The sequence below is a fragment of the Rothia sp. BD8 genome (genome assembly GCF_044878465.1).
Taxonomy (GTDB): Bacteria; Actinomycetota; Actinomycetes; order Actinomycetales; family Micrococcaceae; genus Rothia; species Rothia kristinae.
The window spans coordinates 207,028-221,065 of record NZ_JANJES010000002.1 but is presented as its reverse complement, the minus strand read 5'-3'; the positions used below and the strand labels follow the sequence as shown (position 1 = coordinate 221,065).

Sequence of the window (14,038 nt, the reverse complement as noted above, 5' to 3'; positions counted from 1 at the left end):
CCGCACCCCTCGGGGTGGGACGAGACGGACGCGCGGCAGTCCGCTGATCAACTCTACAGCCCCCGGAGTGGGCTCCTGTCATTTCCCGCGGGCGGCCACCCGACGCCGGCGGGGTGGGGGCGGGTCGATAGAGTGGTGCAGGCTCGGCCCCCGCCCGGCGTCGGGCAGGCAACCGTGAGCCGTGGAAGGAGCACCGTGCATCTGAAGACCCTGACCGTGCGCGGCTTCAAGTCCTTCGCCTCCGCGACGACCTTCGAGTTCGAACCCGGGGTCACCGCCGTCGTCGGCCCCAACGGCTCGGGCAAGTCCAACGTGGTGGACGCCCTCGCGTGGGTCATGGGCGAGCAGGGGGCGAAGTCCCTGCGCGGCGGGAAGATGGAGGACGTCATCTTCGCCGGGACCTCCGCCCGCCAGGCGCTGGGCCGGGCGCACGTGACCCTGACCATCGACAACGCCGACGGCGCCCTGCCCATCGAGTACTCCGAGGTGACGATCTCCCGGACCCTGTTCCGCAGCGGGGGCTCCGAGTACGCGATCAACGGCTCATCTTGCCGCCTGCTGGACATCCAGGAGCTGCTCTCCGACTCCGGGCTGGGCAGGGAGATGCACGTGATCGTGGGCCAGGGGCAGCTGGACCGGATCCTGCACGCGACCCCGGAGGAGCGACGCGGGTTCATCGAGGAGGCCGCGGGCGTGCTCAAGCACCGGCGGCGCAAGGAGAAGACCCTGCGCAAGCTGGCCTCGATGGAGGCCAACGTCTCCCGGCTGGAGGACCTCACCGGGGAGATCGGCCGGCAGCTTACCCCGCTGGGACGCCAGGCCAGGGTGGCCCGGCGCGCCCAGCGCATCCAGCACGAGGTGCGCGATGCCCGGGCGCGGCTGTTCGCCGACGACTGGGTGCAGGCCTCCACCGCCCTGGAGGCCGACGCCGAGGCCCTGGCCCAAGCCCAGGAGGGGCTGCGCCGGGCCGAGGCCGTGCACGAGGAGCTCACGGGCCGGATCACCGAGCTGGAGGCCGAGGCCGCCCGGCTGGGCCCCGAGGTCGCGGCCAGTCGGGACGCCTACTACGCCCTGACCCAGACCACGGAGCGCTTCGCCTCCCTGGCGCAGCTGGCCGACGAGCGGGTGCGCGCCGCCTCCGCGCCGGTGGCCCGGGCGCACCTGCGGGATCCGGAGCAGCTGGAGGCCGCCGTGCGGCGCCTGGAGGAGGAGCTGGCGGGGCTGACCGAACGGCAGGAGCAGGCCCGGGCAGACCACGAGCGGGCCGGGCGCACCCGCGCCGAGGCGGAGGCCGCCGCCGACGAGGCCCAGGAACACCACGCGGCCCTGGTGGCTCAGGCCGCCGCCCGCCGCGAGGACATCGCCGCCCTGCGCGGACGGATGGCCACCGCCCGCTCCGAGCACGAGGCGCTGGTCTCCCGCCGCGAGGACCAGCGGGAGCGGATCGCCCGACTGGAGGAGCGCCTGGCCGAGCAGCAGGGGCAGCTCGAGCAGCTCACGGCCGCCGCGGGCCCCTCCGAGGAGGACCATCGCGCGGCCGCGGAGGCCTCCGAGCAGGCCGAGGCCCGCACCGAGACCACCCAGCGCCGGCTGGACGAGGCCGCCGCCGAGGCCGCCGCCGCCCGGCGGGAGCTGGACGCCGCCCGAGCCCGCGTCGCGGCACTGACCGACGCGATGCCGGCGGCCGACGGCACCGACGCCGTGCTCGCCGCGTTCCCGGACCGGCTGGTTGCCGTGGCCGAGCACCTGCAGACCGCCCCCGAGCACGCCGCGGCCGTGGCCGCCGCCCTCGGGCCGCTGGCCGAGGGCCTGGCCCTGAGCTCATCCGCCGATCGGGAGGGGATCGCCCCGATCCTTCAGACCGCTCGGCAGCGGGATCTCGGCGTGGTCAGCGTGCTCACCGATGACGCCCTGGGGGATGCCGCCGAGGACGGGGACATCGACGGCGGCGAGATGCCCGCCCCGCTCGCCCGCGCCGCCGCGGCCGCCGGGATACCGGCGCACTGGGCCCCGCGGGCCGTCGTCGGCGGGGACCTCGCCCCGCGGATCCGGCGCCTCCTGGCCCGCACGGCGCTGGTGCCCGACGCCGCCGCCGCCGAGGCCCTGCGCCGGCACCTGCCCGCCGGTGCCGGGCCGGTCTGGCGGATCGCCGCCGCGGACGGCACCGTGCTGGAGGCGCACACCGCCCGCGGCGGGTCCGCCGACGCCGTCACCGGGCTGGAGATCCGCAGCCGCCTGGAGGCGGCCCGCGCCGTCGTCGTCGACCTGGAGCAGGCCCACGAACAGGTCAGGGCCGGGCACGAGGAGACCTCCGCGGCGCACCGCCGCGCCCGCGAGCAGGCCAAGACCGCCCGCGCCGAGTTCGCCCGCATCGGCCGGGAATCCACTGCCAGTGCGGCGGCCCTGTCCCGGGCCCGCACCCTGGTGGGCACCACCGAGGAGGAGCTCGCCGCGGCCCGGGAGCACCTGCAGGAGCTGGATGCCCGGGAGCCGGGGCTGGCCGCGACCCTGAAGAAGGCGGTGGGCGCGGTTTCCGCCGCCCTGGAGCTGCAGCGCCAGGAGGGCACCGAGGCCGTGGACGCCGCCGAGGCCGAGCGCACCCGCACCGCCGACGCCGCGGCCGCGACCCGCGCCGCGGAGACCGAAGCGCTGCTGGGCGTGCGCGCCGCGGAATCCGGGCTGCGCGCCGTCGAGCAGAGGCTGGAGGCCGCCCGCCGGGCCGTGGCCGCCGAGCGCACCGCCCGCGCCGAGGTCCAGCGTCAGGAGGCCCGGCAGGCCGCCCGGCTGCGCGCCCGACGCGGCGTGCGGGAGATGATCGCGCGGGTCGCCGAGCGCATCGAGGTCTCCCTGGCCGCGGCCTCCCGGATCAGGGAGCAGACCCAGACCCGCCGAGCCGCCGTCGAGACCCGCCTGCACGAGGCCCGCTCCGCCGAACGCGAGCACCGCGCTCAGCTGGACGAGCTGCGGCGCACCACCCACTCCGGGGAGCTGGAGCGAGCCACCCGCGAGGCCCGCCTGGAATCCCTGCGCGAGGCCGTGCACGAGGAGCTGTCCCTGACCGTGGAGACCCTCGTGGCGGACTACGGTCCCCACCTGCCCATCCCCGTCCTGGACGAGGACGGGGAAGCTGCGGGGCAGGAGCCCTTCGAGCGCGCGGCCCAGGAGAAGCGCCTGGAGCGGGCCCGCCGGGAGCTGAGGGCCCTGGGCAAGGTCAACCCGCTGGCTCTGGAGGAGTTCGCCGCCCTGGAGGAGCGGCACACGTACCTGGCCCAGCAGCTGGAGGATCTCAAGAGGTCCAGAGCGGACCTGGAGGAGATCATCCGGGACGTGGACGAGCACGTGCGCACCGTGTTCGCCCAGGCCTTCGCGGACACCCAGGAGCAGTTCGTGCGCGTGTTCGGGACCCTGTTCCCCGGCGGGGAGGGGAAGCTGGTGCTCACCGACCCGCAGGACCTGCTCACCACGGGGATCGAGGTGCACGCCAAGCCCGCCGGCAAGAAGGTCAAGCGGCTGTCCCTGCTCTCCGGCGGGGAGCGCTCGCTGACCGCGATCGCGATGCTCGTGGCGATCTTCAAGGCCCGGCCCTCCCCGTTCTACGTGATGGACGAGGTGGAAGCCGCCCTGGATGACCGCAACCTGGGGCGCCTGCTGACCATCCTGAAGGAGCTGCAGGAGTCCTCGCAGCTGATCATCATCACCCACCAGAAGCGCACCATGGAGATCGCCGACGCCCTCTACGGGGTGTCGATGCGCGGGGACGGCATCACCCAGGTCATCTCCCAGCGCCTGGCCGACCTCCGCTGAGGCGGGCCCCCGGTCCCGATCCGCCGCGTTCGGGAGGGGTTTCGCTGTTTTGGAGCCACGAGGACGCTCCCACACACCGAAACCCCTCCCAAACAGCTGGAGAGGGCGCGGCGACGGGGGGCCGCGGCGACGGGGCCCGGTCAGGGGCGGGCGGGCTCCGCGGTGCGCGGCAGCCACGCCAGCAGGGCCGCCAGCAGCAGGGCCGCGCTGATCAGGAAGGCCGGGCCGAAGCCGGCGGCGTCGACCACCGCGCCCAGCAGCACTGGGGCGAGGATCTGCCCGACGTCGCTGGAGGCCTGGAACAGCGCCATCACCGCACCTCCGGAGCGTCGGGTCCCCACGACGTCGGCCAGCGCGGCCTGCTGCGCCGGGGCGTAGAAGCCCGTGCAGATCCCGGTCAGCAGGCACACGCCCCACAGCGCCCACGGCCCGGGCACGACGCCGGTCAGCGCCGTCAGCCCGGCCGCGGCCAGCAGTCCGGTGAGCATCACCGGGCGCCGGCCGATCCGGTCCGAGGTGCCGGCCAGGAAGATCTGCGAGATCGCAGCACCCGCGGCCAGCACCGCCAGCGCGATCCCGGCCACCGAGGCCCCGTAGTTGCCGGCCACCGCCGCGCCCAGCAGCGGGATGATGGCCACGCGGGCGCCCAGATTGGTCCAGCCGTTGGCGAAGGAGGAGACCAGCAGCGCACGGTAGGTCGGCCGCGCCCACGCCTCCCGGATGCGCATCGGCAGGGGGATCGACCCGGTGTCCGTGGTGGGGGATGTGGGGCGCAGCTTCCACGCGGCCACCGCGATCGCCATGGCCAGGGCCGCGGCGTAGATCGCGAACGGGGCGCGCAGACCGAGTGTGGCCGCGGCCGCCCCGATCACCGGACCCATGATGTTGCCGGTCAGGAAGGCCGTCGCGTAGTACCCGGAGACCCGCCCGCGGATGTCCGGCGGGGAGAGTCGGGCGATCAGCCCCATCGCGGACACCGTGAACATCACCGAGCCCACCCCGCCGATCCCGCGCAGCACCAGCAGCAGCGGGTAGCTCGGGGCGAAGGCCGTGGCTAGGGAGGAGCCGGCCACGATCCCCAGGCCCCACAGGTACACGGCCCGCTCGCCGAGGCGGGTCACCAGGGGCCCGGCGGCCGGCGCACCGGCCACCCGCATGAGGGCGAAGGCGCTGATCACGGCACCCGAGGCTGCGGCCCCCACGCCGAAGGAGGCCGCGAACTGGGGCAGCACGGGTGCGACCAGCCCGTAGCCGACGGCGATCACGAACGCCGCGACGATCATGACCTTCAGGTCCTGGGGCACCGGGGTGCGGTCGGTCTGCGGGTCCTCGGCGGGAGGTCGACGTCGGAAGGGGAGGGAGCGGGGCACAGCCGCCCACTGTACCCGCGCCGGGCCGGGGGCCCTGTGGCAAGCTGGTGGACGTGAATGATTCCCTGATCCTCATCCTGTTCATCGCCCTCGGCGTGATCGTCCTGGGCGGCCTGGCCTTCGTGCTGCTCAAGGGCCCCAAGGCCCCGAAGGGCGGCTACCCGGAGACCCGGGAGCCGGACGACGTCGCCGCAGAGGAGCAGGCACCGGCCGGACCCCGCTACGAGACGCCGGCACCGGTGGCCGGGCGCCTGGTCCGGCTGCGCGAGCGCCTGGCCCGCTCCAACTCGATGCTGGGCAAGGGCCTGCTGACCCTGCTCTCCCGAGAGAGGATCGACCAGGACGTCTGGGACGAGATCGAGGAGACGCTGCTGCTGGCGGACCTCGGCTCGGAGCCCTCCCAGCGGCTGGTGGAGGCCCTGCAGACCCGGGTCCGGGTCGAGGGCACCGAGGATCCGGCGCACGTGAAGGCGATGCTGCGCGAGGAGCTGCTGAAGCTGGTGGATCCCACCATGGACCGCAGCCTCGCCCTGGACGGGGCGGGGGAGGATCCCGGCGTCGTGCTGGTGGTCGGGGTCAACGGCGTCGGGAAGACGACGACGGTCGGCAAGCTCGCCCGGGTGATGGTCGCCGAGGAGAAGTCCCTGGTGCTGGGGGCCGCGGACACCTTCCGGGCCGCGGCGGCCGATCAGCTGCAGACCTGGGGCAACCGGGTCGGGGTGGACACGGTGCGCTCGGAGAAGGAGGGCGCGGATCCGGCCTCGGTGGCCTTCGAGGCCGCGACCGAGGCCAAGCGGCGGGGGGTGGACACCGTCATGATCGATACCGCCGGGCGCCTGCAGAACAAGGCCGGGCTGATGGATCAGCTGGGCAAGGTCAAGCGGGTCACGGAGAAGGTGGCCCCGGTGACCGAGGTGCTGCTGGTGATCGACGCGACCACCGGGCAGAACGGCATGGTCCAGGCGAAGGTGTTCTCCGAGGTCGTGGACATCACGGGGATCGTGCTGACCAAGCTGGACGGGACGGCCAAGGGCGGCATCGTGGTGGCCATCCAGAACGAGCTCGGCGTGCCGGTCAAGCTGGTGGGCCTGGGTGAGGGCCCGGATGACCTGGCGCCCTTCGACCCCGAGGGCTTCGTGGACGCGCTGCTGGACTGAGCCGGCGGTTTTACCTCCCCCGAACATCGGGGTGGTCTGCGAAACACGGTCGTTACCGGCACGGTCGGGAGAGCGAAACACGATGACGGCATCGTGGGGGCACCTGCCCCGCATCCGTCACTCGTAAGGACCCCGGCTATGCAAGAACTGACTGCCCAGGATGTCTGGACGATCGTCGCCGCCGCTCTCGTGCTGCTGATGACCCCCGGACTCGCCTTCTTCTATGGCGGCATGACCCGCGTCAAGGCCGCCTTGAACATGATGATGATGAGCTTCGTGTCCGTCGGCATCATCGGCGTCGTGTGGGTGCTGTGGGGCTCGTCGGTGGCCAGCGGGGATGAGCTGATCCCCGGGATCCTCGGCAACCCCTTCACGGACTTCGGCTCCGAGCAGGCCACCCACGACGGCTCCCTGCTGGGCATCGCCTTCTCCTCGACCTTCGCGATCATCGCCGTGGCCCTGATCTCCGGAGCCATCGCGGACCGCGCGAAGTTCGGCGCCTGGTGCATCTTCGTGCCCCTGTGGGTCACCCTGGTCTACGCCCCCGTGGCGTACATGGTGTGGGCCGACGGCGGCCTGCTCAAGGACGGCGCGATCGGCTCGGCCCTGGGGGAGGCCATCGACTTCGCCGGCGGCACGGTGGTGCACATCAACGCCGGTATGGCCGGTCTGGTCCTGTGCCTGATCATCGGCGCCCGCCGCGGCTTCGGCCGGGACGCCAACCAGCGTCCGCACAACCTGCCCTTCGTGATGCTGGGTGCCGCGCTGCTGTGGTTCGGCTGGTTCGGCTTCAACGTCGGCGCCGCCGCGACTCCCGCTCAGGCGGGGCTGACCTGGATCAACACCCTGGTGTGCCCGGCCGCGGCGATGCTCGGCTGGATCGCGGTGGAGCGCATCCGGGACAAGCACGCCACGAGCCTCGGCGCGGCCTCCGGCGTCGTCGCCGGCCTGGTGGCCATCACCCCGGCCTGTGCGAACGTGGATCCCGGCTGGGCCGTGGTGCTCGGCGTGGTCTCCGGCGTCGGCTCCGCCTTCGCGGTGGGCCTGAAGTACCGGCTGGGCTATGACGACTCCCTGGATGTGGTGGGGGTGCACCTGGTCTCGGGGATCATCGGCACCGTGGCCCTGGGGTTCATCGCCACTCCGGAGACCGGCACCGCCGGGCTGTTCTACGGCGGCGGCTTCGAGCTGCTGCTGACCCAGGTGGTCGCGGCTCTGGTGACCATCGTGTACTGCGGGATCGTCACCGCGGTGATCGGCCTGGCCATCCACAAGACCATCGGGTTCCGGGTCCCCGAGCGCTCGGAGATCCAGGGCATCGACCTGGCCGCCCACGCGGAGACCGCTTACTCCTTCGCCTCCGGCACCTCCGGCCAGTTCTCGGTGCGGGGCTGAGCCCGCCCATCCCCAGACCCTTCCGATCCTCAGGAGAGAACAGATGAAGCTCATCACCGCAGTGGTCCGACCGGAGATGTTCACGGACGTCAAGGAGGCCTTGGAGGAGTACGGCATCCACGGGATGACCATCTCCGATGCCGCCGGTTACGGCATCCAGCACGGGCACCGGGAGGTGTACCGCGGCGCCAAGTACACCGTGGATCTGCTGCAGAAGATCCGCGTGGAGATCCTCACCACCGACGAGCGGGCCCGCGAGATCGTGGACGTCATCGTCAAGGCCGCCCACACCGGCAGCCAGGGCGACGGCAAGATCTGGGTGCAGCCGGTGGACGAGGTCAAGCGCGTGCGCACGGGCGAGGCCGACGAGAAGGCCCTGTACGACTCGAAGTAGCGGGACCCACACACGATCGCACTCCCATCGGATCCCCCGGGCTGCCCGGGGGATCCGGTGCTATTCTGGGAAGCTGACTGCCACGACGTCGCCGGCGGCTGCGGTAGATTCCGCCGCCCCGATCCCGGTGGCGTCCGCCCGGACCCGACGAAAGCAGACCACGCCTCGTGTTCAACTCCCTGTCCGACCGTCTTGCGGCCACCTTCAAGAACCTGCGCGGCAAGGGCCGCCTGAGCGAAGCCGACGTCGACGCCACCGTGCGCGAGATCCGTCGCGCCCTGCTCGACGCCGACGTCGCGGTGCCCGTGGTCCGCGAGTTCACCGGCGCCGTCAAGCAGCGCGCCCTGGGCGCTGAGGTCTCCGAGGCCCTGAACCCCGGCCAGCAGGTCGTGAAGATCGTCAACGACGAGCTCAAGCAGATCCTCGGCGGGCAGACCCGGCGCATCCGCATGGCCAAGACCGGTCCGACCATCATCATGCTCGCCGGTCTGCAGGGTGCCGGCAAGACCACCCTGGCCGGGAAGCTCGCGCATTGGCTGTCCACTCAGGGGCACAAGCCCATCCTGGTCGCCTCGGATCTGCAGCGGCCCAACGCCGTGACCCAGCTGCAGGTGGTCGGCCAGCGCGCCGGCGTCCCCGTCTTCGCCCCGCACCCGGGCACCACCAGCGAGTTCGACGACCCCACGGGGGACCCGGTGCAGGTGGCCCGGGACGGAGTGGCCGAGGCCCGCGCCAAGCTGCACGACGTCGTCATCGTGGACACCGCCGGACGGCTCGGTGTGGACCAGGAGCTGATGAAGCAGGCCCGGGACATCCGCGATGCGATCGTGCCCAACGAGGTCCTGTTCGTCATCGACGCGATGATCGGCCAGGACGCCGTGAACACCGCCCTGGCCTTCGACGAGGGCGTGGACTTCACGGGCGTGGTGCTGTCCAAGCTCGACGGCGACGCCCGCGGTGGTGCGGCCCTGTCCGTGGCCAGCGTGACCGGCAAGCCCATCATGTTCGCCTCCACCGGCGAGGGCGTGAAGGACTTCGAGCAGTTCCACCCGGACCGGATGGCCGACCGCATCCTGGACATGGGCGACGTCCTGACCCTCATCGAGCAGGCCGAGGCCTCCTGGGACAAGGCCGAAGCCGACCGGATGGCCAAGAAGTTCCAGGATCGCGAGGACTTCACCTTCGAGGACTTCCTGGCCCAGATGCAGCAGATCCGCAAGATGGGATCCATGAAGAAGCTGCTGATGATGATGCCGGGTGCGGCCCAGATGCGCCAGCAGCTGGAGAACTTCGACGAGAAGGAGATCGACCGCGTCGAAGCCATCGTCCGATCCATGACCCCGCACGAGCGGGTGGCCCCGAAGATCATCAACGGCTCCCGCCGCGCGCGCATCGCCCGCGGTTCCGGCGTCACCGTCTCCGAGGTCAACCAGCTCATGGAGCGCTTCGGCCAGGCGCAGAAGCTGATGAAGCGCATGGCCGGCGGCAAGGGCATGCCTGGAATGCCGGGTATGCAGGGGATGCCGGGAATGCCCGGGATGGGCGGGCCCGGCGGCGGGTCCAAGAAGAAGGCCAAGGGCAAGAACGCCAAGCGCAAAGGCTCCGGCAACCCGGCCAAGCGCGAGGCCCAGCGCAAGGGCCTGCAGCAGCCGGCCGCGGCCCGCGGGTCCTCCTTCGGTCAGCAGCAGAAGCAGGACCTGGACCTGTCCAACCTGCCCAAGGGGTTTGAGAAGTTCCTCGGGGACCAGTAGACCGGAAGCATGGCTGATACCTACCTCTCCCCGGAGGACTTCCGGGCCTTCGTCGCCTCCCTGCCGCGCCGTCGCCTGGCCGCAGGCGCCCTGATCACCGATCCGAACGGGTCGGTGCTGGTGGCCAAGCCCAACTACAAGGACGGTTGGACCCTGCCCGGTGGGACGGTGGAGGCCGGCGAGGCCCCGCAGGAGGGCTGCTTCCGGGAGGTCGTGGAGGAGACCGGGCTGCGCCTGGAGCCCGGCCGGCTGCTGCTGATCTTCCACGGCCTGTCGATGGGCGAGTGGGGGGATTCGGCCTATTTCCTCTACGACGGCGGCACCATCCCTGCCGACGCGCCGATCCGGCTGCAGGCCGAGGAGCTGCTGGAATACCGCTTCGTCCCCGCGGCTGAGCTGGACGCGTACGTGGGTCCGGGATTCGCCGGGCGCCTGCGTCGTGCCCTGGAAGCCCGGAAGACCGGTGAGGTCGTAGAATTGAGCTCCACCAGCTGGGGCTGAGCCCGCAGGAGGATCCGAACGCCGCCGAGGCGCTCGAGGAAGCGGAGCCGATGCCCTCCGGCTGCCCGCCCACCGCTGAGAAGGAGGAGGTCGTCGTGGACCCGCAGGATCCCGCATCCGCCCGGCCGCCGCACCGGCCCCAGGACCAGACCCCGCACCCCGCGGCGGCGGGCTGGCAGTGGGTGCCTGTGCGCCTGGACCTGCACCGGCGCCTCACCGAGCAGGCCGACGGCGCCGTGTCCGTGGACCCCAGCGGCGGTCCCGCCGAGCAGGAGAGCATCCTGCGGGTGCTGCGTGAGCAGTCCGTGCCGGCCGTGTACAGCGCCGCCGAGCGCACGATCGACCTGATGCTGCCGGTCACCGGCCCCGGTGCTGATCCGCGCGTGGCCCGGGCCGACGCGGAAGGGCGGCTCACCCTGGGTGCGGGCCTGGAGGACTTCATGGAGGAGCTGCTGGCCTTCCCCGGGCTGGAATACGCCTCCTGGCAGACCGGCCCGTCCCCGCAGGCCGCCCCCACCGCCGTCGCCGAGGTCCGCCTCCCGGTGCCCGCCCTGCGCCGACGCCTGCTGCGCACCCGACGCCGCGGACCCGTCCAGCTCGCCGCCCCCGCCGCGGGCTGGTCCCTGGCCGCCGGCACCGACTACGAGGACCTCGTGGAGCTGCTGGACGCGGTCGACGCCCCGGCGGTTCTGCTGGACACGGACGGGGAGCACCGGGCCCTGACCGTGCTCGGTCAGGACGCGGACCCGGTGACCCTGGAATGGGGCCCGGTGCGCACCTCCGTGGCGACCTACCCCGAGGATTCCCCCGCGGGGCGGCTGCAGGCCCAGGTCTCCGGGCTGGCCTCCCAGCCCCGTCGCGACGCCGCCCGCCGCGGCGCCGTCGCCGCCCTGGCCGAGCGCTTCCGCCTGGACGCTCCCTCCGCCCGGCGCCTGGCCGGATACGCCGAGGATGCCACCGGGCGCTACGCCCCCGAATCCGTGCTCCAGCTGCTGGGCCTGCCGGAGGACGCAGCGAAGATCCTGGACGGGCGGCGCACCCCGGCGGACCTGCCGGAGCACGAGGTGATCGCCCCCGAGCAGGGCCCGGTCGGCGCCGCGGCCCAGCGCGTGCGCGATGGCGCGCAGACCCTGCTGGACGGGGTGCGCGGTGTCCGGACGGACCAGAACCCGGATTCGATGAGCCCGGGCGTCGGCGCCGGATCCCGGGCCGGGGGCATCGGCCCGCACGGGCCCGCCCTGCCCGAGCACCACCTGCCCGCCCGCCTGGTGCGCGGGGCCGCGGTCAGCGCCGCCGCGGCCCTCGGCTGGGGCGTGGGCACCTGGCTGGGGCGTCGGAACCGGTGAGCCCGGCGGCGTCGCCCTGGACCGAGCGGATCCGCGCCCGACTGGATGACCCCCAGCACCCGGACTGGGTGAGACCGGCCCCCACGGCCCGGCAGCGGCGCGCGGATGCGCTGATCGCCGCGGGGATGGCCGCGCTGAGCGCGTTGAACATCGCGACCTCGCAGTCCGTCGGCCAATACGGCGATCACGCGGTGCGGCCGCGGGACTACGCCGTCGTGCTCCTCATGGCGGCACTGCTGGCGCTGCGTCGCTCCCACCCGGTCGCGACGATGCTGGCGGCTACGGCCCTGTTCATCGGCGGGGCGTACCTGGGTCCGGCCGGCAGCATGACCGTCACCTTCCAGATCGCCTACTTCACGACCATCTACTCTGCGGTGGCCTGGGCCCGGCACCGGGCCGCGGTGTGGACGGCGATGCTCGCGGTGATCCTCGTGATGACCCTGTGGGTCCTGCTGGACCTGTCCATGCGGCAGTCCGTGGCCATCCTCATGGACCGCGTGCCCCGTGACGGCGCCGGACCCTTCGATCCGGTGGTCTCCTACGTCCTCGTCTTCGCCGCGATGAACCTGGCCTACTTCGGCGGCGCCGCGGCCTTCGGGCGGGCCTCCTGGCGCGCCGCCCTGCGCACGACCCTGCTGGCCGAGCAGGCCGAGACCATCCGGGCGCAGTCCCAGCGGCTGAGCGAGCAGGCGGTCCTGCAGGAGCGGGTGCGCCTGGCCCGAGAGCTGCACGACGCGATCGGCCACCACTTCACCGGGGTCGGGATGCTCGCCGGCGGTGCCCGCCGGCGCCTGGAGAAGGCCGGCGCCCCCGACGAGGCTCACCTGACGGGCCCGACGGCCTCCGCCCTGCGCGAGGCCCTCCTGCGCGTGGAGGGCTCCACCCGGGAGGGCGTCGCGGAGCTGCGCACGATCCTCGCCGTCCTGCGCGACCCCCACGAGGGCCCGGAGTCCGCGGAGGAGGAACCGGGACTCGCCCGGACCCTGCGCCTGCCCCGGGAGATGGAGCGGGCCGGGCTCACGGTGCGCTGGGAGCTGGCCGTGCCCGAGGCGACGTGGGAGACCCTTCTGCGCACGATGGGCCTGCCCGCCCAGCTGGCCTTCCTGAGGATGGCCCAGGAGTCCCTGACCAACGCCGCCAAGCACGCCGGTTCCGGGACCGCGGCCTTCGTCGTGCGCCTGCGCGCCGAGGCAGGTCTGCTGGAGGGCGAGGTCACCGACGACGGCGGCGGGCCCGCGCCCGTCGACGGTGTGATCGGCGGGACCGGCGGCCGGGGGCTGCGCGGTCTGCGGGAGCGGGCCGAGGCCCACGGCGGTCACGCCTGCTGGGGTCCGCGCGTCGGCGGGCGCGGATGGTTCGTGCGCTTCGCCCTGCCCCTGCCGCCCGAGGAGGCGCACGGGCAGCTCGAAGCGGCGCAGGGGGTCTCCCGTGGCTGAGGCGCAGACTCTGCGGGTGCTTCTGGTGGACGATCAGGCGCTGGTCCGGGCCGGATTCCGCCTGGTCCTGGAGCTGGAGGAGGACATCGAGGTCATCGGGGAGGCGGCCGACGGCGGTCAGGCTCTGCGGCTGCTGGCCGAGCGGCCCGCCGACGTCGTGCTGATGGACATCCAGATGCCCGGGGTCAACGGCATCGAGGCGACCCGGGAGGTGACTCGACGCCAGCTCGGCCGGGTCCTGATGCTGACCACCTTCGGTGAGGACCAGCACCTGATGGCCGCCCTGCGGGCCGGGGCCAGCGGCTTCCTGCTGAAGACGGCCACCCCGGAGGAGCTCGTCGCGGCCGTGCGCGCCGTGGGATCCGGGCAGGCCCTGCTCAGCCCCGAGGTCACCCTCCCGCTGATCCGGCGGGTGGCCGGGATGCCCGGGGAATCCAGGGAGGGGGCGCCCGAACACGGCCTGGCCGGGGAGGGCCGCACCGGCAAGGCTGCCGGTGGGTGCGCTTCCTCGCCCGACGCCGTCGAACCGGGGGCCGCGCCGGGACCGGATCCCGCGCGCGAGGCCGAACGGGAGGAGGCCCGCCGTCGCCTGGCCGCGCTGAGCCCGCGCGAGACGCAGATCCTGGGGCTGATGGCCCAGGGCCTGTCCAACGGCGAGATCGCCGAGCAGCTGTGGCTCGGGCAGGCCACCGTGAAGACCCACGTCTCCGCCGTCTTCGCCAAGACGGGTTCCCGGGACCGGGTGCAGGCGGTCGTGCTCGCGCACCGGGCCGGGCTCGGCACCCGGGACTGATCCGCGCGGATCCCCCCGCCGGGGGAGGGGCGCCGGAGGCGGATTCATCCTCCGGGCGGAGGCGAGGCCGGAATCGCTCGGCCTAGCGTGG

Annotated in this window: 10 protein-coding genes; 9 read left to right on the top strand and 1 reads right to left on the bottom strand. The window is 73.3% G+C overall.

From position 1 onward, the window contains the following. The first annotated feature begins 195 nt into the window (after window positions 1–195). Window positions 196–3,804, top strand: coding sequence for a chromosome segregation protein SMC (gene smc, locus NQ707_RS02625; protein WP_404434614.1), 3,609 nt, complete (start codon window positions 196–198; stop codon window positions 3,802–3,804). A gap of 140 nt (window positions 3,805–3,944) precedes the next feature. Here smc and NQ707_RS02620 read toward each other — a convergent pair whose 3' ends face one another. Then, complete coding sequence (locus NQ707_RS02620) at window positions 3,945–5,174, bottom strand: MFS transporter (RefSeq protein WP_404434610.1); 1,230 nt, start codon at window positions 5,172–5,174, stop codon at window positions 3,945–3,947. Between the two features lie 53 nt (window positions 5,175–5,227). Here NQ707_RS02620 and ftsY point away from each other — a divergent pair, with 53 nt between their 5' ends. The 8 genes from ftsY to NQ707_RS02580 all read left to right on the top strand — a co-directional run bounded on the left by ftsY (window position 5,228) and on the right by NQ707_RS02580 (window position 13,947). Next, window positions 5,228–6,331 (top strand): signal recognition particle-docking protein FtsY, encoded by a 1,104-nt coding sequence (gene ftsY / locus NQ707_RS02615; RefSeq protein WP_404434606.1) that lies wholly within the window; start codon window positions 5,228–5,230, stop codon window positions 6,329–6,331. 138 nt (window positions 6,332–6,469) lie between these two features. Next, a complete protein-coding gene (locus NQ707_RS02610; RefSeq protein WP_082264809.1) occupies window positions 6,470–7,726 on the top strand; it encodes an ammonium transporter in 1,257 nt (418 codons plus the stop codon). Between the two features lie 43 nt (window positions 7,727–7,769). Then, complete coding sequence (locus NQ707_RS02605; RefSeq protein ID WP_404434601.1) at window positions 7,770–8,120, top strand: P-II family nitrogen regulator; 351 nt, start codon at window positions 7,770–7,772, stop codon at window positions 8,118–8,120. Between the two features lie 167 nt (window positions 8,121–8,287). After that, window positions 8,288–9,871, top strand: a complete 1,584-nt coding sequence (gene ffh, locus NQ707_RS02600; RefSeq protein ID WP_061224979.1) for a signal recognition particle protein — start codon at window positions 8,288–8,290, stop codon at window positions 9,869–9,871. A gap of 9 nt (window positions 9,872–9,880) precedes the next feature. Further along, complete coding sequence (locus NQ707_RS02595) at window positions 9,881–10,372, top strand: NUDIX hydrolase (protein WP_058731511.1); 492 nt, start codon at window positions 9,881–9,883, stop codon at window positions 10,370–10,372. Between the two features lie 50 nt (window positions 10,373–10,422). After that, on the top strand, window positions 10,423–11,718 hold the full coding sequence (locus NQ707_RS02590; RefSeq protein ID WP_404434597.1) for a hypothetical protein: 1,296 nt from the start codon (window positions 10,423–10,425) through the stop codon (window positions 11,716–11,718). Next, window positions 11,715–13,154 carry a sensor histidine kinase gene (locus tag NQ707_RS02585; protein WP_404434594.1) on the top strand — a complete coding sequence of 480 codons (1,440 nt, stop codon included), beginning with the start codon at window positions 11,715–11,717 and terminating at the stop codon, window positions 13,152–13,154. Before NQ707_RS02590 ends, NQ707_RS02585 begins: the two co-directional genes overlap by 4 nt. Then, complete coding sequence (locus NQ707_RS02580; protein WP_404434592.1) at window positions 13,147–13,947, top strand: response regulator; 801 nt, start codon at window positions 13,147–13,149, stop codon at window positions 13,945–13,947. Before NQ707_RS02585 ends, NQ707_RS02580 begins: the two co-directional genes overlap by 8 nt. Window positions 13,948–14,038: the final 91 nt, after the last annotated feature.

Bases quoted from the DNA above. Each gene is read 5' to 3' on its own strand.
- NQ707_RS02590 (WP_404434597.1), top strand. From the start codon at position 10,423: ATGCCCTCCGGCTGCCCGCCCACCGCTGAGAAGGAGGAGGTCGTCGTG.
- NQ707_RS02605 (WP_404434601.1), top strand. From the start codon at position 7,770: ATGAAGCTCATCACCGCAGTGGTCCGACCGGAGATGTTCACGGACGTC.
- NQ707_RS02595 (WP_058731511.1), top strand. From the start codon at position 9,881: ATGGCTGATACCTACCTCTCCCCGGAGGACTTCCGGGCCTTCGTCGCC.
- NQ707_RS02610 (WP_082264809.1), top strand. From the start codon at position 6,470: ATGCAAGAACTGACTGCCCAGGATGTCTGGACGATCGTCGCCGCCGCT.